Raw genomic sequence first — 26,072 nt, forward strand, 5'->3', positions numbered from 1 at the left:
GGCTAAAAATATGAAGTTAAACATATGGTTGAAGTTTATCATTTTAATGACTTTAATAGTACTCCCTTATCGACAGGTGGAAGCACAGGAAACGGTACAGTTTAATGAGAAGAAAATACAGAAGCATATAGAAGAACAAATATCTCAAGCGGGTATTCCTGGACTTTCAGTCGTAATTGTAAAAGGAAACGAAACGATTTATAAGAAGAATTATGGCTATGCCGATACAGACAAAAAACGTCAAGTTACGAATGAGACGCTTTTCGAGCTAGGTTCTACTTCAAAAGCTTTTACGGCATTAGCTGTATTGCAGCTAGAAAAAGAAGGGAAAATCAAACTTAGTGATTCTTTAACTAAATATGTTTCATGGTTTGAAATGGAGTATAAAGGCAAACCTTATGAAATTACACTTTATGACTTATTACACCATACTAGTGGAATACCGGAAAAGGCCATTGGATATATTCCTATAACCAATGGCAAAGATTCTATTGAGAAAACGATTAGAAATGTTATGCCAATAGGACTAAACCGAGAGCCGGGTAGCAGTTTTGAATATTCTACGGTTAACTACGATCTATTAGGCTTAGTAATCGAGAAGGCAACTAATCAATCATTTGAAAAATATGTTCAAGACCATGTGCTATCAAAGTTGGATTTATTGAGTACATACGCTGGACGTGAGATGGTCCCATTAGATAACATGGCTCAAGGTTACAAGCGTAATTTCTTACAATCATTACCCTATGACGCTCCTAATTATAGGGGGAATACACCGGCTGGATATTTTATTTCAAATATAAATGATATGGAAAAATGGTTAAAATTACAGCTTGGGGTTGAAAAGCCTAGGACGTTTCCGGAGGAATTGATTAACGATTCTCATAAAGCGAATAGAAAGGTTGCCCCAGATAGCAATGGAGCTTCATATGCAGCTGGATGGGAGGTCTATCAAAGTGGTGGAGGGGAAATTTCACATGGTGGAAGTAACCCAAATTATTCATCGTATATTGGTTTCCGTGATGAGGAACAGATAGGGGTCGTAGTATTAGCAAATCTGAATAGTAATTACACTTACTATATCGGTAGCAGTCTTTTAAATATGATGATAGATAAAGAAGTTAAACCGTTACTCTATGATGAATATAAGAAAACAGATCAAATAGGAACAGCCTTATTTGTGATCTCATCTTTGTGTTTACTAACGTTATTGGTCATGTTATTTCATTTAATCAGAGAGATTATTTTTAGAAAAAGAAAATTTATATTACCAACGGGAAAAACATGGTTACATATGGTATTAGTTGTTGCGATATATGGGCTAATGATTTATGCACTTTATCAACTACCAAATCTCTTGTTTGGAGGGCTTCCGTGGGCATTTATAAAAGTTTGGGCTCCTTCAACTGTTGTACTTGCAATATATGCAATTGCTGGGGTGGGTTTGGCCTATGTTATCCATACATTCTTAAATCTTTGTTTTCCAAGACAAAAGGGAAAGTCGCTTTTGACTTTAATTGTTTTGGGATTAATATCAGGATTTGGTAATGCCTTTCTCATTTTTGTGATTAATGAAACGTTTGTTAGATCAAATAATTTGGAAAATGGCTTGTTGTTTTACTTTGTACTTGGAATCGTTATGTATGTCTTTTCACAACGTATTATTAGAACTAGCATTGTATCGTATACAAACGAGCTAGTTTATGAAAAAAGGATGGAATTAACAGATAAGTTGTTACAGACTCCTTATTATAAATTGGAGTTGATTGAGAAGGGCCGAATAGAGGCGACATTAAATAACGATACGGAAGTTATCTCTCGTTCTCTCAATCTATTAGTTACTGCTGGAACAAGTTTATTAACGTTACTGTTTTGTTTTCTCTATCTTGGTGTAATGAATATGTATGCCTTTTTACTATCCTTGTGTATCATCTTTATTACTGCAGGGGTATATTCTCTGATCGGACGACAAGCAGATAAAGTTTGGAATGAAACAAGAGATATTCAGAATGTATATTTTCGTTTGATTGGTGATCTAAGGCATGGTTTCAAAGAGCTTAGGCTTCATACTGGAAAACGAAACGATTTTCGAGAAGTTATGAATGAAAGCTGTAATAACTATCGTGTTAAACGAACGATAGGAGATATTAAATTTGCAAATGTGTTTGTTCTGGGAGAACTATTATTCATTTTTGTTATTGGTATTGTAGTTTTCGTATTTCCAGAAATTTTTGTTAATATGCCAAAAGAGACGATAAGTAACTATGTAATTGTTTTTCTGTATATGACAGGTCCAGTTAATGAAATACTGGGCGGTATCCCTCAGCTCGTAAATGTACGTATTTCTTGGCAACGTATTCAACAAATGGTGAAGAGTGTAGATCATATAAAGGCAAATGAGCAAATCGCGACAACAAAAGAGTACTTAGATGTGCCAATTTGTTTGCAGCTACAAAATGTAAGTTATAAGTATAAGAATAAAGATGGAGATTTTACTGGTTTTGGTATTGGTCCAATAGACATGGAGTTTAATTCTGGAGAAATAGTCTTTATTGCTGGTGGTAATGGGAGTGGAAAATCTACTTTATCAAAACTGATTACTGGGTTATATGAACCTAATGAAGGTAACGTTTTATTAAATGGAAAAGAAATAGCTCCAGAGGAATTGAATCAATACTATTCAGCTATCCTTAGTGATTTTCATGTTTTTGATAGGCTATATGGAATTAATACAGAAGGAATGAAAGCAGAAATCGATCATTATTTAGAACTTCTCCAACTGAGTGACAAGGTTGGCATTGAGAATGGGCGTTTTACTACTACGCAACTATCAACTGGACAAAAGAAAAGGTTGGCATTGCTGGTTACGTATTTGGAAGATCGACCTATACTTTTATTTGATGAATGGGCAGCGGATCAAGATCCTGGTTATAGACGCTTCTTTTATGAAGAATTGTTACCTCAAATGCGAGCGAAGGGTAAATGTATTATTGCTATTACTCACGACGATCAATATTTTCATTTAGCAGATAAGCTTATAGTGATGGAGATGGGAACTGTGAAAATGAATAAAACAAAGGAGGCATTATCATGAGTAAGGAAATTAAATGTGTTGTTTGGGACTTAGATTGTACAATTTGGGATGGTGTTTTATTAGAGAGTGGCACAGTTACTTTAAAACCTGGAATTTATGAAATTATATGTGAATTAGATCGACGTGGAATACTGCAATCAGTTGCTAGTAAAAATAATTACGAAGATGCAATAGCTAAATTACGGGAATTTGGAATAGAAGAGTACTTTTTATATCCGGAGATTCATTGGAACTCTAAATCTAGTTCCATTGAGAAAATTAGTAAAAATTTAAACATAGGTATTGATACTTTTGCGTTCATTGATGACCAACCTTTTGAATTAGAGGAAGTACAGAGTGTTCACAATGATATCCTGTGTATACATGTAAATGAATATAAGTCGTTATTAGACTTGCCACGACTACAACCAAAAAGAATTACAGAAGACTCACGTCGTCGAAGACTGATGTATTTAGAAAATCTTAAGAGAACGAAGGATGAAGAAGAATATGAAGGCCCAAAAGAAGAGTTTTTAGCTTCACTTGGGATGAATTTTGTGATTAGTGAGGCTCGTGAGGAAGATTTGCAGCGTGCAGAGGAGTTAACAGTACGTACGAATCAATTAAATTCGACTGGTATTACCTATGATTATGATGAATTAAACTATTATCGTAATCATCCAGATTATTTATTATTAGTATGTGAGTTATCAGATAAATATGGCTCCTATGGGAAGATTGGTTTAACACTTGTAAAAAGGACGGAGGAAGCCGACTGCCTAAAACTTCTTCTCATGTCTTGTCGTGTAATGTCACGTGGCGTTGGTACTATACTCCTCACATATCTAATGGAAAGAACAAAACAGGCAGGTAAACGCTTTTTGGCTGAGTTTCGACAGACTGACCGTAACCGTATGATGTTTGTTACGTACCGATTAGCTGGATTTAAGGAAACTAGCAACGAAAATGGAATATTAATTTTAGAACATAATCTTGAGAATATAAATCCTTATCCTCACTATATTAATATACAATTTCCGGAAACACCAACGGATGTGGATAGAGGGGAAGTGGAAATATGCAACAAACAATTGTAAAGCATTCTCTTACGCATCCACAAAAAAGAGTTTGGTATAATGAACAAATTTATCCAAACACATCTATGTATAACATCGGAGGGATGGTTCTTATTAATGGGGAAATTAATTTTACAATTTTAGAAAAAGCAATTCAATTATTCATTAAGAAAAATGATGGTTTACGTCTACGGATTTTTCAACAACATAGAGAACCCCACCAATATATATCACCATTTGAACCTACACCAATACGTTTAATTGATTTTTCTAATCATCATAATCCAAGTTTAGAAGCTAGAAAATGGGCCCAGGATGAATTTCAAAAACAAATTCCACTTGAAGGAGGCCCTCTGTTTGAATTTGTGCTCTTGAAAATAAGTGATGTAGAAAGCTCCTATTTTGTTAAGTTTCATCATATTATAGCTGATGGTTGGACAATCCAACTTATGACGAGTCAAATTATCGATTTTTACTCTAAGTTAAAGAATGATGACCATATAAATGATACGGTTGAATCTACTTATTTATCTTATTTACAAGCAGAGGAGAAATATCTGGAATCCCCTCGATACGTAAAAAATAAGAATTATTGGAATGAGAAATTTATGAATCTGCCAGATTTCTTTTTATCAAAAACATCTCATTCTCTAGAAGGGAAACGAAAGATATTTTTAATTGAAAAAGAAAAATCGGTTGCACTACAGTCTTTTATACAAAAACATAGAATATCTATGAATACATTATTTTCAACCTTTATGCTTATTTATATTCATAAAATGTATGATCAATCAGACATAATTATTGGATCTCCTGTACTAAATCGTTCCGGCGTACTAGAAAAGAAAATAGTGGGTATGTTTACTAGCACAATGCCGTTACGGTTAAATGTGGATGAAGATGAGAGTGTTCTATCTTTCATTAAAAGAGTAAATCATGAAATAAAACAATGTCTATTTCACCAGCGTTATCCTTATAACTTATTGGTAAAAGACTTGCAATTGACTAGTAAAGGATACGATGGTTTATTTCAATATAGTGTGAATTACTATAATACAAAACTTAAAAATACTATTGATGGATTTTCTTTAGAAAACGTGGAGTTTTACAGTGGTTACCAAGCCTATTCATTGCAGTTAGTTATTAAGGAATGGGCAGATGAAGGTTTAGAAATTCAATATGATTATAAAGTCGCGGATTTTGAAGAAGATCAAATCAATTGTATGCATGAGAGGTTTTTAGCTTTAATAGAACAAGTTTTACGTAATGAAGATCAATCGGTAAAAGAATTATCTTTGTTATCGGATGATGAGCAAAAGTTTATGTTAGAGAAATTTAACAATACAGCTGTTGTGTATCCGAAAGAAAAAACTATTCAAGAATTATTTGAAGAACAAGTAAAACAGACACCAGAAAAAATAGCAATTCAACATGCTGATAGATCAATGACTTATCTTGAATTAAATAAGAAATCTAATCAGTTAGCAAGAAAGTTACGAGAAAAAGGAGTCAAAAATGGTCAAGTCGTGGGTATACTAGCTAAACATTCACTTGAGATAGTAATTGCAATTTGGGGAGTTATTAAGGCTGGAGGTACATATTTGCCTATAGATCCTTCCTACCCAGAGGACCGAATTCGTTATATTTTGAATGATAGCGGCACAACATTACTTTTAACTGACTATACAAATGAGGGTAATTTAGAATATTTAGGTAAGAAAATTAATATATGTGATCAGAAACTTTATGAAGGAGATAATGCCAATCTAAACCTAGTAAATGCACCAAATGATCCAATATATATAATTTATACCTCTGGAACCACGGGGAATCCTAAAGGAACTGTAATCACTCAATGTGGATTGGTTAACTATATTTCCTGGGCTAAAAAGAACTATATTAGTAGTGAAAATGATGTTTTTGCATTATATTCATCCGTTTCTTTTGATTTAACAGTAACTTCAATATTCACTCCTTTAATAAGTGGTTTATTGTTAGTAATATATCATGATAATGAAGATGAGTTTATTTTGTCAAAAATACTCAAGGAAAATGTAGTAACAGTGTTGAAAGTTACGCCTTCACATTTAGCATTGTTAAATAACTATTCACCCCCAAGAGTTTCATCTCTTCGCAGATTGATTGTGGGTGGAGAGGATTTGAAAACCTCAGTAGCCGAAAAGATATATGATCTTTTTAGCGGTAAAGTTGAAATAATTAATGAATATGGACCAACTGAAACTGTGGTTGGATGTATGATTCATCGTTATGATCCAGATCTAGATCGAAGAGCATCCGTACCAATTGGTACACCAGCTGATAATGTTCAAATATATTTATTGGATAAGAATCTTCAGCCGGTTCCTATTGGTGTAAAAGGAGAAATTTATATATCGGGTGATGGGGTAGCTAAAGGTTATTTAAATCGTCCGGATTTAACAGCGCAACGTTTTTTATCCAATCCATTTATTTCGAGTGAGAAGATGTATCGAAGTGGTGACTTAGCTGTCATGTTGCCAAATGGATTAATTGAGTATCAAGGACGGATGGATTCTCAAGTGAAAGTTAAAGGATATCGTATTGAAATAGGGGAAGTTGAGAATGCACTGTTACAACACAAGTCTGTTAAAGATGTAGTAGTGGTGAATTGGCAAGGTGAGGATAATTCAAATCATCTAGTTGCTTACATTGTTTTGAAAGACAGTGTTCAAAATATAGAAATACGCAGTTTTATTTCGCATATGCTACCAAGTTATATGATTCCTTCATTTTTTATCTATATGGATCAGCTACCGCTTACTATCAATGGAAAGGTAGATCGTCAAGCGTTGCCAGATCCGATGTTAAATAACGGTTCTAATCATACTCATTTAGAAGAAGTAGATGAAGATGTTACTGGAATGGTTAGTGAAGTTCTCAAGGAAATATTACAGACTGATAGAATCGAATTGCATAGTAATTTTTATCATTTAGGTGGAGATTCTATTAAAGCGATCCAAGTGAGCGCTAGATTACAAGAACTGGGATGGAAAGTTAGAGTTAAAGATGTACTAAATTATCCAGTTGTAAGTGAATTGGCAGCAATGTTAGTTAAACAAAAAGATGTTACAGTCTCACAAACATTGGTAACAGGAAAGGTAGAGCCTACTCCTATTATGCGTTGGTTCCTTGATCAACAGTTTAAGAACCCGCATCATTGGAATCAATCGGTATTACTGTCTTTGAAGAAGCCGGTTAAAGAAGAATATGTTAATAAGATGTTAAATACGATCATGCATCATCATGATTTGTTACGGTTAAGGTATGAGGATAAGCAGGATTACTTCTATTATGACGAAGATATGTCCATTGTTGATTCTAAGGTTACCATGTTTGATTTGTCTGAAATTCCAATTGAAATGGCTTTGAATCAGGTTCATATAAAAGGTCAAGAGTTAAAAGGAAGTTTAAATTTGAATGTAGGACCATTATTTAAAGGGGCCTTATTCCAGCTTTCAAATGATCAACAGTTGTTATTATTAACTGCACACCACCTTATTGTTGATGCTGTGTCCTGGCGTATTTTAATTGAAGATGCAAACCGATGTTTGAATAGCTTGTATTTAGGAGAAGTTCCATCGCTACCATTAAAAACTAACTCTTTCCAAGATTGGTCTGAAGCTTTAAATAGTCGAGGAGTTAATTTAGTACATGCTGAATTAGATTATTGGGAATCCATAGATAACACGCTAGATAATAATTTTCAAATTAATAAAGAAAAAGAAAATAGTACTGTTGAAAGTTGTACGACTCTTACCTTTACATTGAATGCAGATGATACAAGAAAACTATTAACTACTGCAAATGTGCCTTACAATACACAACCAATGGAGTTGTTACTTGCTGTATTGACAGAAAATTTAGGTAAATATACAAACCAAGATCAAATTAAATTTGAGTTAGAAGGTCATGGTCGAGAGGAATTATTTGAGCATCTTGATATTTCACGTACAGTAGGGTGGTTTACAACGATGTATCCTATTGTATTAAAAGTTTCGCATAATATTGCTAATCAAATAAAGAGTGTTAAAGAAGAGGTTCGTAAAAGACCTAATAAGGGAATTGGATATGGAATTCTTAAAGAGAAGTTTCCTTCTTGCAAAGATTTAACTCAAAATATAATTCGTTTTAACTATTTAGGAGAGATAGATAATTCTCTCGGGGATGGATGGTTTACTATTGTTGATTATCAAAGTGGCAGTGAACAATCAAAAGATAATCATATTACTGCATTATTGGATATTGTGGCCATGGTTAAGAATAAAAGCTTAGAAATTCATGTGACATTTAGTACAAGTCATTTTCAAAAGAATTTTGTAGAAAATTTATTTTCAGATTATCTAGAACGACTACAGACATATATCCAATCCTGTTGTCAAATGCAAACAAAAGAATTTACTTCATCAGATTTTGAAACCTTAAACCTTAGTGATGAAGAAATTGATAATTTGTTTGATTAAACAACTATTTGATGAAAATTTTATTTAATAAAGGAGAAGTCACTTGAGAAAATTAATGAAAGATTTATCGCCAGGATTGAATAGTAACAAATATTTGGTTTGTGTTCCTTATGCTGGGGGCTATTCGAATTCTTTTTTACCTTTAAAGAATTATTTACCGAAAGATATAAAACTTATTTCATTTGATCCTCCAGGCCATGGTCCTAATCTTTCTCCACTAGTTGATAACATAGATGATCTTGTTAATTTATATTTAATGGAGATGCAACCAATTTTAGAGGGAGAGGTTACATTATTTGGCCATAGCATGGGAGGAATTATAGTTCACCGTATGGCTCAAATTTTAGAAAGTAAGGGCATAAATCCTAAAAATGTTATTATCTCTGCTATGAATCCACCGGAAATAAGAAGAAAAACAAATCATTTAGATGATAAAGACTTTATAGATTATATAAAGTCTTTGGGAGGATTACCGGATGAAGTATTACAACATCAGGAGCTTTTAAACTATATCCTTCCAGTTATTCGATCAGACTTTCGTGCCATTGAGAATTATATAAATGATGACACAACATTGTTGAAAGCGCCTCTATATATTATTAGTGGAACAACAGACTCTAATTATACAGTAAAAGGGGCTAAGAAGTGGGTAGAATGGGGCAATGAGGTTCATTTTCTAACAGTTAATGGTGGTCATATGTTTTTACTACATCAAGCTGACATCGTGGGCGAGTTAATTATGAAAATACTAGATATGGTAAAATCTGTGAAGTGAAAAAATTAAGAGATGTATCTGAGTAAGAGAAAAGTGCATTTCTATGCTTTATGTGAAACTTCTATCGTTAAAGTAGCAATCTAATTGGTCGTCATTGGGAGTTTTATTACTGAGGAAGAAAAATCCCAATGACGAGTATGATTGTGCCCCCTCATGATAAAACGGATAGGTCTATGGGGAACATAACCACTAAATATGTAGTATTTAGTATCAATATCATAGAGAATGGTGGGAAGAAAAAATGCTTGATAAATTTACCCAGCAGGTTTTATTATCTAGTGAAAAATTTAAAAAAGAAAAAGAATATTGGTTAGACAAGTTATCAGGTGATGTTGAGTTAAGTAGATTTCCTTGTGATTGTCTGTCTTTAAATAATATTCAGGCTTCTAAAGAAAGTTATTATTGTCAATTCCCATCGGATATTGCGAAGAGAGCTGTAGCAATTAGCAATAATTCTGATATGTTACTGTACACTATTTTATTATCAGGCGTGAAATATCTCTTAAGTAGATATACCGATAAGGATGATGTAGTAATTGGAATGCCAATTTTTAAACAAGGTCAAGAAGAGACGGTTTTTCAAAACAACTTTTTATTATTACGTACTCAAATAAATCAAGAAGATAATTTTAAAGAAATAATATATAAAATTAAAGAAACAATTTTAGAGTCAAATGAACATTGTCATTTTCCTTTTAATAAACTTACTCAATTATTAAGTCTAGATGGAGAGAGTAATAATCTTCCCTTATTAAATACAATAGTAATGTTAGATGATATTCATTGTTATGAGAGTACAGATAAAATAAACTCTGATATGGTTATTAGGTTTATGAAAAATGAAGAACAGTTAAAGGTTCAAGTGGATTACAATTCTACTTTATATAGTGAAGGGTTAGTTAGTAGAATAGTTAATCATTTATATAATATTTTAGATATATTAATGAAAGATCCAAATAAATCTGCAATGGATCTAGATGTAATGCCTAAAACAGAAAAGAATCAAATATTATTTGATTTCAATCATACGACTAGAGTTCATAAAACATTACTTTGTGAGACTGTAACAGCTCCTCAATTATTTGAAGAGCAGGTAAAACAGAATCCTAATCAAATAGCGATTGTATGTAATGGAAAAGAAATTACATATAAACAATTAAATATAAAAGCTAATCAGTTGGCGAGAAGGTTATTAGACCAGGGAGTTAAAAGAGAATCCATTGTTGGTGTGATGATGGAACGCTCTATTGAGATGATTGTAGGCATATTAGGTATCTTAAAAGCGGGTGGGGCGTATTTACCGATTGATACCGAGTTACCAAAACAAAGAGTGGAATATATGCTGACAGACAGCGGGTGTTCACATGTACTAACATATCAAAACTCTATTATAAAGGGAGTAGCATTTCAAGGTAGTGTAATAAATCTAATGGATATTCCTTTTGAAGAAGAACAATTAGAAGATTTGCAGATAACGATGGAACCTCAAAATTTGGCATATGTTATTTATACATCAGGTTCTACAGGCCAGCCCAAAGGGGTAATGATTGAACATCGTTCCTTAACTAATTTTTTGTGTGCAATGTATGAGGACTTCTCTCAAGATATAGGGATAACTGATAATGTACTATTCTCAAGTAGTATTTCTTTCGATGTTACTATATTTGAAATATTTGTCCCATTGGTATATGGAGCAAGAATGACTATTTATCAAGGTGAGAAGTTTGATGTACCAAAACTTGTACAAGTCATTCTTGAGGAACAGGTCACGTTAGCATATATTCCACCTACCTTATTAAATGAAATATATGATTATTTTGTAAGGGCGAATCAGAAGATATCGATAAATAAACTTTTCGTGGGAGTAGAACCAATTAAAATAGAATTACTCGCAAAATACAATCATCTATTTAGGGGGAACCTCCAAATATTAAATTTATACGGACCTACAGAGGCTACAGTCTGTTGTACATCTTATCAATATGAGAGGGATAAAGAAATTACAACACAAAACGTACCAATAGGTTCGCCATTGTTAAATACTAAAATTTATATATTGGATTCATTTCACAGGCTACAACCTATAGGTGTTCCAGGAGAAATATGTATTTCTGGCATAGGGTTAGCTAGGGGATACATCAATCGAAAAGAATTAACAGCAGATAAATTTATTGATCATCCGTTTGAACCTGGTGAGAAATTATATAAAACAGGAGATATAGCGAGATGGCTACCTGATGGTAACATAGAATACTTGGGACGAGTGGATCATCAAGTGAAAATAAGGGGATATCGAATAGAACTAGGTGAGATAGAAGCAAGTTTGTTAAAATATGAGACAATCAAAACCGCCGTAGTAATACAGCGAGAAGATGAAAGTGGAGAAAAGTATTTATGCGCGTATGTAGTTACCGAAAAAGATATTCCTATTCCAGAGGTAAGAGCATATTTAGCAACAAAGTTACCATATTATATGATACCTCAACAGATCATACCCATTCAAAACATACCGTTAACACAAAACGGAAAAATAGATAGAAAAAAATTACCTCAACCTATTTATAATTTAAAATCTAGTCATATAGAGCCGACAAATTCTACAGAAAGAAAATTAGTTGAGATTTGGAAAGATGTTTTAAGAATTCAAAGGGTAGGAATACAGGATAACTTTTTTGAGATAGGTGGTCATTCATTAAAGGCTGCTAAGTTAATTTCTATTGTTAATAAAGAATTTGATGTGCAATTATCTATTAAAACCCTATTTAAATTTCCTGTTTTGATTGATTTTTCAAAATGTATATTAGAAATGGAAAAAAGTAATTATATTTCCATAGAACCTATAAAACAACAAGAGTATTATTTAGCTTCTACGTCACAAAAGAGAATGTTTATAGTAGATCAATTCGAAGATGGTACAAATACAACTTATAACATGCCCACAATACTTAAAGTAGAAGGGGATATTTGTAAAGATAAGTTTGAAAATATATTTCAATCTTTAATGCAAAGACATGAAATATTAAGAACTTCTTTTCAAATTTTAGATGGAGAATTAGTGCAGAAAATTGAGCCTAATGTAGAATTCAATATTAAATACGTTCATGTAAATGAAAAAGATGCGGATTATTTAATACATGAGTTTATAAGTCCATTTGATTTATCAAAAGCGCCATTATTAAGAGTGTTGCTTTTAAGGATAGCAGAAGAAAGACATATCCTTGTAGTAGATATGCATCATATAATCTCTGATGGTTTATCAATGGGGATATTAATAAAAGAGTTTGTAGAATTGTATAAAGGAAATGAACTTCCAAAATTGAGAGTTCAGTACAAAGACTATGTGATGTGGCAAAATGGAACTTACTATAAGAATCTAATTAGTGAACAAAAGAATTATTGGTTAACAACTTTAAAAGGAGAACTCCCGGTTTTAAATTTCCCAACCGATTTTCAAAGACCGACTATACAAAGCTTTAAAGGTAAGGTTTGTTCCTTTAATTTGGGAACAGATTTAACTTTTAAAGTAAATAAGCTAGCAACTGAAACTGGTACCACGCCATATATGATTTTATTGGCCATTTATAACATACTTTTATCTAGATACACAGGTCAAGAAGACATTATTGTAGGTTCACCAATTGCTGGAAGGTCTCATTCTGATACTAATCATATGATTGGTATGTTTATTAATACTTTGGTAATGAGAAATTATCTAGAAAATGACGATGAGTTTATTGAGTTTTTGAGTAGATTAAAACTCAATACATTAGAAGCTTATGAAAATCAAGACTATCCTTTTGAAGAACTATTAGAAGATTTAGACTTGCATAGGGATACAAGTAGAAATCCATTATTTGATACCATGTTTGTTTTTCAAAATATGGATATGAATCCAATATCTATTGGTGAATTAGAATTTACACCGTATCAATTTAAACAGTCAGTTTCAAAATTTGATTTGTCATTAGTAGCAACGGAAATAGATAATAACATTCATTTAAAAGTAGAATATAGTACTAAGTTATTTAAAGCGGAGACAATAGAAAGGTTAATGGTACATTTTACAAATATAGTTCAGGAAGTAACTAATAACCCTAAAATACGATTGCGTAATATTAATATGTTATCTGTAGAAGAAGAACATTGTATAATGAATGAATTTAACAAAAAAGAGAATTCAAATTCTAATCATTTTTTAGTGCATAAAATGTTTGAAGAACAAGTGAAACGGAACCCTAATCAAATAGCCGTTGTATGTAATGAAAAAGGAATTACATATAATGAGTTAAATATAAAAGCTAATCGGTTGGCGAGAAGGTTATTAGACCAAGGGGTTAAAAGAGAATCCATTGTTGGCGTGATGATGGAACGCTCTATCGAGATGGTTATAGGTATATTAGGTGTCTTAAAAGCAGGTGGGGCGTATTTACCGATTGATACTGACTTACCAAAACAAAGAGTGGAGTATATGCTTATAGACAGTGGATGTTCACATGTATTAGTACATCAAAACTCTATTATAAAGGAGATAGAATTCCAAGGTAGTGTAATAGATCTAATGGATATGTCTTTTGAAGAAGAGCAAGGAGAAGACATGCATATGATGATAGAACCTCACAACTTAGCGTATGTTATTTATACATCAGGTTCTACAGGACAACCTAAAGGCGTAATGATTGAACATCGATCCTTAACGAATTTTGTGTGTGCAATGTATGAAGATTTCTCTCAAGATATAGGGATATCTGATAACGTTCTATTCTCTAGTAGCATCTCTTTTGATGTTACCATATTTGAAATATTTGTCCCATTGGTATATGGCGCAAGAATGACTATTTATCAAGGTGAGAAGTTTGATGTACCAAAACTTGTACAAGTCATTCTTGAGGAACAGGTCACGTTATCATATATTCCACCTACTTTATTAAATGAAATATATGATTATTTTGTTAGAGATAACCAGAAGATAGTGTTAAATAAGCTACTTGTAGGAGTAGAACCAATTAAAACAGAATTACTCGCAAAATACGATCATCTATTTAGAGGGAACCTCCAAATATTAAATGGATACGGACCTACAGAGGCTACAGTCTGTTGTACATCTTATCAATATGAGACGGATAAAGAAATTACAACACAAAACGTACCGATAGGTTCGCCATTGTTAAATACTAAAATTTATATATTGGATTCATTTTACAGGCTACAACCTATAGGTGTTCCAGGAGAAATATGTATTTCTGGCATAGGGTTAGCTAGAGGATACATCAATCGAAAAGAATTAACAGCAGATAAATTTATTGATCATCCATTTGAACCTGGTGAGAAACTATATAAAACAGGAGATATAGCAAGGTGGCTCCCTGATGGTAACATTGAATACTTGGGCCGAGTTGATCATCAAGTGAAAGTAAGGGGATATCGAATAGAACTAGGTGAGATAGAAGCGAGTTTGTTAAAATATGAGACAATCAAAACGACCGTAGTAATAGATCAAGAAGATGAAGCTGGAGAAAAGTATTTATGTGCATACGTAGTTACTGAAAAAGATATTAGTATTCCAGAGGTAAGAGCATATTTAGCAACAAAGTTACCACATTATATGATACCTCAACAACTCATACCAATTCACAATATACCATTAACACAAAATGGGAAAATAGATAGAAGCAAGTTACCGAAGCTAAATACAATGAGCAATAGTAATTATGTACCACCAAGAAATGAAATAGATAGTAGTTTAATTGATATTTGGAGTAGTATATTAGGCGTAAATAATATTGGTATAAATGATAATTTCTTTGAATTAGGTGGTCATTCTCTTAAGGGATTAAAGTTATTCGAAAATATCAAGATAATGTTTAATGTGCAACTGCCATTAAGTTTATTATTTCAAAAGGCTACTATTGAACAATTAAGTAATGTAATAAGTAGGAATAAAGGAATAGACAGTGAGTGTTTAATTCCAATTCAAAATGGAACAAACAAGGATAGTCAATGGTTCATTGTTCATGGGCAAGGCGGGGGTATATTAAACTATTATGATTTGGCTAGAGAATTAGGAGAGGATAAGACTGTATATGGGTTACAATCTATAGGATATGATGATAGTAGATTTCCAAACTTATCTGTAGAGGAAATGGCGGTAAGATATATAGAAGAGATTAAACAAGTAAAAAAGGAAGGGCCATATACCTTATTAGGATGGTCTTTTGGTGGAATAGTTGCATTTGAAATGGCTAGAAAATTAGAAGAACTAGGTGATAAAGTTAGTTTTCTAGGTTTACTTGATGTTCATCCTATTGAACAAGGTAAGGAGATTCTTAGTTTAAATATTAGGAATGCATTTGAAGAATTGGAAAAATTCAATGATCAGTTAGGGATTGAGAAAAATAGTTTTGAGCAAATGAGTGAAGAACAATTAATAGAATCTTTACTGAAAAAATTTACATTGAATGAAAATAGTTGTCAGCAAAATTTTGAAGATCCAATGATGAATAAGTTAAAAGTAATGATAGCTAATAGATATGCATACCTAAAATATAATTGTAAACAAAAAATAAAAGCAGATATCTTTCTATTTAATGCATCTATTAATGACATTCACCCACTAGTAGATTATAACAGATGGAATGAATATACATCAGGGGAAGTATACGCTTTGCAAGTGCCAGGTTCCCATCTGAGTATGTTAGAGAAACCGCATATTCATGAATTGGTAAAGAGTATAAAAATGAATTTTAAACAAATGCTCTTATTAGCACATGTAAATAAGTGAAATATTATTTAAAATTGTACACTATTAGTTTTCTAAAAGTCTCATAAATTCGTGTATAACATATTATGAGACTTTTTTCTTTGAGCCCATTCAATAATAAACATAAGAGGTTGGAAAATATGAATGTGAAATAGAATATTATCCTCTGAAAATGTTTGTTACTATCAAAAATAAATAAGAATTGTTCATTGAGAGTTTTTAAATTTATATAAGATGTTAGGTGGGAAGGAAATAATGAATATATATAAGGTACGTGTGCCAGGAAATATAGAACATAATATTATGCAGAAACTTATGCGTTTGGTCTCAAAAGAAAAGCAGATGAAAATACAGAAATATAAAAGAAAGCCCGACCAATATAGCGCCTTAATTGGAGATATTATAATAAGATATTTAATTACTACAAATTTCTCAAAAGAAAATAAAGATATTAAATATAAATACAATGAATACGGAAAGCCTTATGTTGATGAGTTAAATAATTTTCATTTTAATATATCACATTCCGAAAGTTGGGTTGTTGGAGCTATTCATGAGGAAGAAGTAGGAATAGATGTAGAAAAAGTCCGGTCCATAGATACTATAATGATTAAAAATATTTTTACTGAGGAAGAATTTAATTATTTAAATTCATTAAATGTAGAACAACAATTAGATGTTTTTTATGAATTATGGACTATAAAAGAAAGTTTTGTTAAATGGATAGGGAAAGGACTAACTATACCTTTAAACTCTTTTGTTATTAATAAAAATACAATATTTTATGGTGACATGCTATCTAATGAGGTTTATTATAAAAAGTTTACTATTGGTAAAGATTATAAGCTTTCTTGTTGTGCTTCTTTAGATAGTTTTCCAGAATCAATAATTGAAATTGATTTTGTTGATTTGTGTAATTACTTTATAGAAGATAAGCATTCTTACATAGTTTAAAATGATCGATATTTCCCTAAGGAAAGAAAATTTTCGGGAATTTAATTTTGAAAATTCTAAAAGTAAACATCTGAATAAGTAATTAAACTTGCTGGATATGCAATCATTTTACGCTTAATAGATTACTTTGTGTATATATTAGTATGTCATTCATTGTTTGTTTACTTAGATCAATGGTTGCAATAACAATTGTTAACGTTGTAGCTGTAACAATTAAGAGATTATCATAACTACTAATAGCGAGCCAGTAGAAGGAGTATATCTCTTTTAAAGAGGGCTCTTTAATAACTGCAGCAGTAATTTGCATCTTAACTGACAATCTGGAAAACGATACTTTTGAATGGGTGGGTTTTTTAGAGATGGGGCTATAAAAGAAACGGCCAACATTGTATGTATATTATTAGTAAAAAAGAGAATACAAGTATGAATTGACAGAAAATTGATAAAAGAATTGAGAAAGCTGAAAATTCAGTATTTTGAGTATATTTTTAGCGTTGTAGTGTGTAATATATTCAGCAGAGCTATATCATAAAAAATAAGAATATAGACTAACAATAGAATTATATTTAAGTATGTATGAGTAAAAATAGCATTCGAGTTCATATAGGCTATATGTCAACTGCTATACATTAGTTTAAAAACAAATATAGAAAAGTGTGGTAATGGATCCACATGAATTATATTTGCAATCTATTATTTTTTACCTTAGCTGTTTTAATAGTTTTTATTTACATATATATGTAAATACATTTTTGTTACATGCACTTATTCAAAAGGGAGGTAATATGATAATGGCTATTCGAAAACATTTAATTACTCTTGAGGATCTTACTGATAGTGATATTAATCAAATTGTAACTCGTGGGGTAGAGTTTGCCACAGGTAAATCGCAACCTAATCAAATATTAGCTGGAAATATAATTGGGATTTACTTCCGTAAAACATCGACTAGAACTCGATCGGCATTTTCTGTTGCAGCATTAAAGATGGGTGCACAAATTGTATCGTATGGTCCAAATGATTTGCAAGAAAATACAGGGGAGTCTATAGAAGACACTACTCAAGTACTTTCGCGAATGCTGGATGGACTAGTAGCAAGAACTGCAGATAGTCAAAAGGAAATGGAAAAACTGGCATCTCAAAGTCGTATGGCAGTCATTAATGCGATGAGTGCGGAAGAACATCCAACACAAGCACTAACAGACTTAACAACAATGAAACAAAAATTTGGTGAGATAGCTGGATTACGGGTTTTATATATGGGAGAAGGTAATAACAGTGCAGCAGCTCTAGCTCTTTCTTTATCTCGTTTTCCAGGTACAGAGTTATATCTTTTTACACCTGCTGGTTATGGAGTGTCCCCAAGTGTACTTGAAAAATCAAAAGAATATGCACGATTTTCTGGTGCTAAAGTTATTGAATGTCATGATATAAAAATGTTACCTAGTGAAGTGGATGTTGTATATACAACAAGGTGGCAAACAACAGGGACAAGCAAAATAGATCCTTTATGGAAAGATGCATTTAATCCATTTGCAGTGACAGAGGAAATTTTGACTTTATATCAGGAAGCTACTTTTATGCATGACCTCCCAGCACACCGGGGTGAAGAAGTAGCAGCAACAGTTATTGATGGACCGAAAAGTATTGTATTTACCCAAGCCGAAAACAAGCTAAATAGTGCTATGGCAGTACTTGAATGGTGCTTAGCTTACCGCTACTAAAGAATCTAGCGTTTATTGTCTTTCAGCTATAAGTTCTATTTGAGCTACATTCGAAAGGGCATTTAAAGTAAACCTGAATATAAGTTATTTAAAAGTGATTTATATTTGAATTTGTAAATGTTTAATTAATTTTTTTAGATTTTAATCAAGAAAGGAAGCAAATTATGCTCAAGAAATTAGAGAGTTTAGAAAGGGTAATCGGCAACACACCTATGATTAAATTAGAGCATGAAAAGATTAATCTGTATGCAAAACTAGAATATTACAATCTAATGAATAGTGTTAAAGTACGTGCTGCTTACCATATTTTAAAATCAGCAATAAGTCGCGGTGAAGTGACTGAAAATTCTACGATTATCGAATCTTCATCTGGTAACTTTGCGGTTGCTCTTGCTACTCTTTGTAGGTATATTGGTCTGAAATTCATACCAGTTATTGATCCAAATATTAATGATAGTTATGAGAATTTTTTGAGAGCAACTTCCTATCAAGTAGCTAAAGTGGATGAACGAGATGAAACAGGTGGCTATTTATTAACGCGTTTAAATAAGGTGAAAGAACTTTTAAATACTATTCCTAATGCATACTGGACAAATCAATATAATAATGCTGATAACTTTGAAGCTCATTATCAAGGAATTGGTGGAGAAATATCTAATGATTTTAAGCAGCTAGATTATGCCTTCATTGGAGTGAGTACTGGAGGGACGATCGCTGGGGTATCTACACGATTAAAAGAAAAATTCCCTAATATTAAAATTATTGCGGTAGATAGTCAAGGATCCATTATCTTTGGTGATAAGCCTCGTAAACGATATATACCAGGAATTGGTGCCAGTATGATACCTGGTATGGTTAAAAAAGCTTTGATTGATGATGTAATTATTGTACCGGAGGTTCATACTGTTGCAGGTTGCTATGAGCTATTTAATAGACATGCAATATTTGCCGGTGGATCATCAGGGACTTCTTATTATGCAATCCAAAAATATTTTGAAAATAGGGATGTTCAAAATACTCCTAATGTTGTTTTCTTATGTCCTGATAATGGTCAAGCTTACACATCTACTATTTACAACGTAGAATGGGTAGAATGGCTTAATACACAAAAATCAGTAGAAGACCAGTTAGTTTCTTTATAAAAATGATATAGAAATGAGGAAGCAATTATGATGTATTTAAATACTAAACATATCAATGAAATGGGTGTTAATTGGGAAGAAACAATAAATGTCATTTCAAAGGCAGTACAAAGTCTTGATTCAGAAGATTTTTCTCAGCCAATTAAGCCATACTTACGTTTCGATGATCCGGCTAATAGAATTATTGCTATGCCAGCTTATATTGGAGGGGAATTTAAGGTTTCAGGAATCAAATGGATAGCTAGTTTTCCAAAGAATATTGAGAAAGGTATTCAACGTGCACATTCAGTTACTATATTAAATGATGCTATGACTGGGAAACCATTTGCGACACTTAATACAGCAATGGTTAGTGTAATACGAACAGCTTCTGTTACAGGGTTAATGATTCGAGAGTTTGCCAAGTTAAGAGATTTAAATAATATTAAGGTTGGAATTATTGGATTTGGACCTATTGGTCAGATGCATTTAAAGATGGTAACTGCCCTATTAGGCGATAAAATCGAAAGTGTTTACTTATATGATATCAATGGAATTAAAGACGAATTAATTCCTGAGGAAATTTATTCTAAAACTCAAAAGGTTAATGCATATGAAGAAGCCTATAATGATGCTGATATTTTTATTACTTGTACTGTTTCTGCAGAAGGTTATATCGATAAGAAACCAAAAGATGGAGCACTACTACTCAATGTTTCTCTTCGTGATTTTAAGCCTGATATCTTAGAATATACAAAATCCCTAGTTGTTGATAATTGGGAAGAAGTCTGTCGTGAAAAAACTGATGTTGAAAGGATGCACCTTGAAAGAGGTTTACAAAAAGAAGATACAATATCAATTGCTGACGTTGTAATCCGAGGAGCACTGCAAAATTTCCCTTATGACAAAGCAATATTATTTAATCCAATGGGTATGGCCATATTTGATGTAGCCATTGCTGCTTATTACTATCAAAGGGCTAGGGAAAATGAAATTGGTGTTTTATTAGAAGACTAGTAAAATTATTAAAACGCAGTTTGAAATAATTGTTTAATAGCTTCTAAATATCGGTAAACACGACTAATCATTATAGAAAATTAGTTATTTGATAAGCTTAGAATTTATGTAATTATTTGAGGAGCTGTTTTTATGAGTGAAATTATTTCGGCCTTAGATCTCTTACATCCCAAGCAAATTCGCTTTCATGAATCATATGAACACAAAAGATTGGAACAAATTTGTCGTGTAATGGAAAGCGAAGGTGTTTTACGAAATCCGCCCTTAGTATCTGAGCTTAGTGATGGTAATTATCTGTTACTTGATGGTGCCCATCGTATGAAGGCTATGATGGCATTAGGTTGTAAACGCGTTGCTGTACAGGTAGTACCTGATGAAAAAATAAAAATTCGTGCTTGGAATCATTTATTACCAATGGGGGAATGGGTAAATAATTTAAAGAAAGAACCTACAATAATTTGGTCAGGTAAGAGTATTGCTAATAAACGTTTGCTTGCAAAAATTACAGAAGCAAATAAACAAGAACATTTTTTATATGCAAGGGATTTACATAGCGATTTATTTACCCATTTAGAGATATGGCATCGTATTGTCGGCTTATATCAACATGAGTATACGGTACGCCGTCATTCAAATGATACTGAGGTCTGGCCTCATTCAAATGAAATATTGATGAGTTATCCAGAATACTCGTTGATGGAACTGAAAAAGGTAATTGAAGCAAAGTTTTTAATGCCAGCGGGAGTTACTCGTACGACGCTTAGTGGTCGGTTATTGAATTTACGTATACCACTTCATATATTGCGTACGGAAGTATATCCTGCTGGTGAATGGGAAACGTTATGTGGAAATTGGTCAAAATGTTTACGCCTTTATGACGAGCCAATATATGTTTATGATGCATAATATATTGTTTAGTGATTATGATGTATATTTTTTATTTATTTTTAAAAATTTCATTATATGATTTATGTTAATTCCAAAATATTTTTATTATGCTATAAAAACTGTTTGAATTAGTATTTAAGACTAATCTAAGAGAGGTTTGTTATCGGATGGGGTAAATATTACCAAAAAAGATAAAGTGGAGATCTCTAAAAAATTAAAAACTTTCTTGGGTGATCAATATTCACTTGAATTAGGAGATTACATAAGCTTTGAGATACTTGAATTTATAATAAAAGAATTAAATCCACATTTTAATCTAGCTACAAAAAATAGGTTGGAAATTCTCTTGAAAAATATAGAGAAAGAGATATATAGTGAATTAGTTTCACATGAAAATAACAAAGTATAGGCAATATTATATGTATTTAAATGTAGAATAGTATAAACCTATATCTACATAATGTATTGCTATTAATTTGGTAGAATAGCGAGGAACAAGAGAATTGATGATATACAATTTTTAAAAGAGATGGAATTGAGAAGTGAACATACTTACAATTTCATCTTTTTATTTTTGACAAGCTTTTTGCAATTCAAGCTTGATACTAGATCCTGACAAAGCCTTTTAGGCAGGGGGGATTTTGTAAGAGAAATTAAACATATTAAAGTTATTTTATAATTGAAATTTTTTGGTGAGATCTTATACAATTAAAGTAAAGGAGTTCATTATCTCCTTTTATGGTAAAATATTCTTTATAATTATATTCTATAAATCTAATTTTTTTCATAAGTGTAATTACAATTCTTAATCGTTATTTAGGTCTTAGAAGAATTATTTAAATTAATAATCAGCATCGATTATAACAAATTTATAAAATAAAAAAATATCAGTTAAGAAAATAGGGTTAAAATTTTAACGCTATAATAAGCACGTTTCTTTTTATTATATCAATATAGTTAGATATCCTATTATTTTATTTTTTTGTAAATATGTCTTTTTTTTATTAACATTTAATGGTATATTATTTTCAGACAATGTTGTGGTAGATTATTGAATTTATAACAACATTTTCAAAAAATAAGAAGGTAGGTATTGGAATGGAGAATGAAAAATATTTACAAGTTGTAGAAGATGAAGAGCTTGAACAATTAGTTGGTGGTATAGGACCTGGTTATATTGAAACTTTAACTAAAGATTGTCCAAGAGTGACACCTCAAATATGCGTACCAATTAATGGAATCTGGACTTGTAAAAGATGCTACTAATAGTTAAAGAGAGTAAGGCAAAAGGCCTTACTCTCTTTAATGATAATGAATTTCTAACTATTTCTCCTACCTATAAAAAGAAGAGGTTATTATGAAAAATAATTCACGTGGAATTTTAAATACAATAGATAATGTGTCCTCTTTAGTAACAAAAGAAGACCTAGAAAAAAATTTTATTATCTTTTTAGAGGATTTTTCATGTAACGATGTTATTAAGAATGATGAAAACTATAACTTTCAAAAAATTATACAAACATATGTAGCATTCTTTAAAAATATGATAATAAATAAAATTGATTTTTTGGGTAATGTTGAGAGGATTTCTGAATCGATAATGTTAGATTTAGAAAAAAGATTATATCAAGTATTAAGACCATCCTTAATTGTATACATAAATAAACTTAGAGTAGAAAAAGCTTTAATAGGAATGGATATCAATGAAGAATATAAGTATTTTACGAGGAATTTCTTTCATTTTAAAAAAATTCATGTGAATTTCTTTAAAATGTTACCTTTACTAAATGAAAAAATTTTTACAATAATTGAAAATGAAATAAATTATTTGATGTGGTTACAAGGAGCTCTTAAAAAAGATCAAAAAGAAATTCATAAAATGTCGGGTTTTAATATTATGCATCTGGAAAAAGTTATTAACCTAGGTGACTATCATAATAATGGAAAGCGAACAATCCTTTTAGAAGATAAATTTAATCATAAGGTAATTTTAAAACCAGTTGATTTGAAAAATTCTATTTTATATCACAGTTTAATTAATCAACTGAATAAGGACTTAAATACAGATATCTTTATTCCACAAGTAGTTAATAAAAAAAATTATGGATATATGGAATTTATTAATCATGAATCATGTGAATCTAATGAGCAAATTAAAGACTATTATTATAATTTAGGTGTCGTGCTTTCTGTAATATATCTGATTAATGGAAGTGACATACATAATGAAAATATTATAGCTCAAGGATCCTCACCAGTCATAATTGATTTTGAGACATTAGGAAGTACATTAAATCCAAGTATCGCTGAAGAAAACAGTAGTTTTATATTATCTAATTCAGTATTAAATTCTAGAATGCTACCTATAAGGTTTAGTGGAGGTAGAGAGGTAATAAGGGATTACAGTGCAATTGGGAGAGTAATGAAGACTTTGGTAAAAACAATTAAAATAAAAAATGAATTTACATCCAATCCAATTGAAATAAGAGAAGAGACAATAGTAGAAGATACGGTTCAGAATTTACCGTTTTTTAACAATGATATATACGAGTATGATAATTATATTAATGATATTATTAAAGGTTTTGAAGATGCATATAATTCAGTTTTAAAAAATAAAGAGGAATATATGTATATTTTAAAAAACAGTATTTCTAAATGGAATTATCGAAAAGTATATCGAAATACAAAAGTCTATACTCTTTTATTAGATAGACTAAATGTTCCGGATTTATTAGAGAATAAATTAAAGACTATAAAATATTTACGGAATATTCTCGAAAAAAACACATACTTGGCTACTAGGAAAGATATTATTCAAAAAGAGATAGAGGCACTATTATCCTATGATGTTCCATATTTCTTTAATAAGTATGAATGGGGGGCTTGCGAGAGTTTATCAAGTAATGAAATAGATTTAGAAATGAAATTCGAAAAAATTTCATATGCTGACTTTTTATTACAAAGAAAAATTATAGAAATATCCCTTTCCAATCAAAATGATAATCTAAATAAGCTGAATACAGTAAAGGAAACAATTAATTTTCAGACTAAATTACCTACAAATAAAATAAAGGAAGCAATTACAGGGAAAATTCTGGATGGTAGCTATATATCAAAAGGCGGTGATCTAGATTTTATTGGACTAAAAACAAATTGGCAAGGGGAGCTCGAGATAAACCATTTGAATAATGGAATATATGATGGATTATTGGGAATAAGTTCATTATTGAGAAATAATGCTGATCCTAATTACATTGAATTTATAAATAAACTCGAACAAAAAGCCTTGTTAGAAATTCTAACCAAAAATAAAAATAATTATGGTTTTGTAAATGGTGTTAATGCTATTGTTTCTTACTATTTAACAAATTTACCGCATATAACCTCTCTCAATGAAAAGGTGATATTGCAAATATTTATGAATATCAACTCTGATATCGAAAAAGGTGAATATAACGATAAGCATTTTGATATATTAGGTGGTTCAGCTGGTCTAGTTTTAACTGCAGTTAAGTTCTATCAAGTTAATCCTAAGTATAAAATATTGCTTGAAGTGGCTGAAAATCTCGGCGACTACATTGTCAATAATATGCAAACACATAATGAATTTGTATATTGGAAAGCTCACGATACTCTAAATTTAGAAGATTCATTAAAGGGATTTGTTCATGGATTATCAGGTCAACTTCTCGCATTTTATAAGTTAAAGGACATATTAAAAACCAATAAGTACGATAGAGTAATACATGGTATACATAAAAGTGAGAAAATGAGTACGAGTAAATATGAGTATACAGATAGCTGGTGTAAAGGGTTTAGTGGAATGGGAATATCAAGAATTAAAATTTTAGAATCATATCAAAATGAAGATATACAATCAGATTTAATCTTTTTTAAAAATCAAATTTTAAGTACATTACATGAAAACAGTGATTATTGTTTATGTCATGGTTTAATGGGGAAATTAGACTTTTTATTGGAGTTAGAAAATAGAGGTATGCTAGAGCGAAATGAAAAACAAATTGTTATGAAAATAACAAATAACTTTTTGAATAATTTTGATATAGAAGATTTTAATCCTCATAAAATTTCATTATTTACAGGTTTAGGAAGTATTTTGTATTTTTTACAAAGGTTAGAGAATAATAAACTAAATAGCATTTTATACTTTAATGCCTAGAATAG

14 protein-coding genes are annotated in these 26,072 nt (G+C 31.2%); 13 read left to right on the forward strand and 1 reads right to left on the reverse strand.

What is annotated here, in order from left to right; genetic code table 11:
- Positions 1–10 precede the first annotated feature (10 nt).
- The 6 genes from MRP26_RS20130 (at position 11) to MRP26_RS20155 (ending at position 17,134) form a co-directional block, all read left to right on the forward strand.
- A complete protein-coding gene (locus MRP26_RS20130; protein ID WP_197241175.1) occupies positions 11–3,094 on the forward strand; it encodes a cyclic peptide export ABC transporter in 3,084 nt (1,027 codons plus the stop codon).
- A complete protein-coding gene (locus MRP26_RS20135) occupies positions 3,091–4,170 on the forward strand; it encodes an HAD-IIIC family phosphatase (protein WP_000031546.1) in 1,080 nt (359 codons plus the stop codon). The genes MRP26_RS20130 and MRP26_RS20135 overlap by 4 nt, the downstream gene beginning before the upstream one ends.
- Positions 4,152–8,648 carry an amino acid adenylation domain-containing protein gene (locus MRP26_RS20140; RefSeq protein ID WP_242806717.1) on the forward strand — a complete coding sequence of 1,499 codons (4,497 nt, stop codon included), beginning with the start codon at positions 4,152–4,154 and terminating at the stop codon, positions 8,646–8,648. The genes MRP26_RS20135 and MRP26_RS20140 overlap by 19 nt, the downstream gene beginning before the upstream one ends.
- 43 nt (positions 8,649–8,691) lie before the next feature.
- Positions 8,692–9,423, forward strand: coding sequence for a thioesterase II family protein (locus tag MRP26_RS20145; RefSeq protein ID WP_242806719.1), 732 nt, complete (start codon positions 8,692–8,694; stop codon positions 9,421–9,423).
- A 241-nt stretch (positions 9,424–9,664) separates the two neighbouring features.
- On the forward strand, positions 9,665–16,201 hold the full coding sequence (locus MRP26_RS20150) for an amino acid adenylation domain-containing protein (RefSeq protein ID WP_242806721.1): 6,537 nt from the start codon (positions 9,665–9,667) through the stop codon (positions 16,199–16,201).
- A gap of 234 nt (positions 16,202–16,435) precedes the next feature.
- On the forward strand, positions 16,436–17,134 hold the full coding sequence (locus MRP26_RS20155) for a 4'-phosphopantetheinyl transferase family protein (RefSeq protein ID WP_242806731.1): 699 nt from the start codon (positions 16,436–16,438) through the stop codon (positions 17,132–17,134).
- Between the two features lie 103 nt (positions 17,135–17,237).
- On the opposite strand, the gene MRP26_RS20160 is transcribed toward MRP26_RS20155, so the two are convergent.
- Positions 17,238–17,441, reverse strand: coding sequence for a hypothetical protein (locus tag MRP26_RS20160; protein ID WP_137049971.1), 204 nt, complete (start codon positions 17,439–17,441; stop codon positions 17,238–17,240).
- A 484-nt stretch (positions 17,442–17,925) separates the two neighbouring features.
- Here MRP26_RS20160 and MRP26_RS20165 point away from each other — a divergent pair, with 484 nt between their 5' ends.
- The 7 genes from MRP26_RS20165 to lanM all read left to right on the forward strand — a co-directional run bounded on the left by MRP26_RS20165 (position 17,926) and on the right by lanM (position 26,067).
- Positions 17,926–18,858, forward strand: coding sequence for an ornithine carbamoyltransferase (locus MRP26_RS20165; RefSeq protein ID WP_242806733.1), 933 nt, complete (start codon positions 17,926–17,928; stop codon positions 18,856–18,858).
- 164 nt (positions 18,859–19,022) lie between these two features.
- Positions 19,023–20,000, forward strand: coding sequence for a 2,3-diaminopropionate biosynthesis protein SbnA (gene sbnA / locus MRP26_RS20170; RefSeq protein WP_000914216.1), 978 nt, complete (start codon positions 19,023–19,025; stop codon positions 19,998–20,000).
- Positions 20,001–20,027: 27 nt separating this feature from the next.
- A complete protein-coding gene (gene sbnB / locus MRP26_RS20175) occupies positions 20,028–20,996 on the forward strand; it encodes a 2,3-diaminopropionate biosynthesis protein SbnB (RefSeq protein ID WP_002164693.1) in 969 nt (322 codons plus the stop codon).
- A gap of 132 nt (positions 20,997–21,128) precedes the next feature.
- Positions 21,129–21,902 carry a ParB N-terminal domain-containing protein gene (locus MRP26_RS20180; RefSeq protein WP_088346273.1) on the forward strand — a complete coding sequence of 258 codons (774 nt, stop codon included), beginning with the start codon at positions 21,129–21,131 and terminating at the stop codon, positions 21,900–21,902.
- 139 nt (positions 21,903–22,041) lie between these two features.
- Complete coding sequence (locus MRP26_RS20185; protein ID WP_000947505.1) at positions 22,042–22,293, forward strand: DUF2164 family protein; 252 nt, start codon at positions 22,042–22,044, stop codon at positions 22,291–22,293.
- A 689-nt stretch (positions 22,294–22,982) separates the two neighbouring features.
- Positions 22,983–23,150: a type A2 lanthipeptide gene (locus MRP26_RS20190; protein WP_000426726.1), complete on the forward strand. Its 168-nt coding sequence runs from the start codon at positions 22,983–22,985 to the stop codon at positions 23,148–23,150.
- 91 nt (positions 23,151–23,241) lie between these two features.
- Positions 23,242–26,067, forward strand: coding sequence for a type 2 lanthipeptide synthetase LanM (gene lanM / locus MRP26_RS20195; protein WP_000794849.1), 2,826 nt, complete (start codon positions 23,242–23,244; stop codon positions 26,065–26,067).
- Positions 26,068–26,072: the final 5 nt, after the last annotated feature.

Source organism: Bacillus sp. CCB-MMP212, assembly GCF_022748145.1.
Taxonomy (GTDB): Bacteria; Bacillota; Bacilli; order Bacillales; family Bacillaceae_G; genus Bacillus_A; species Bacillus_A cereus.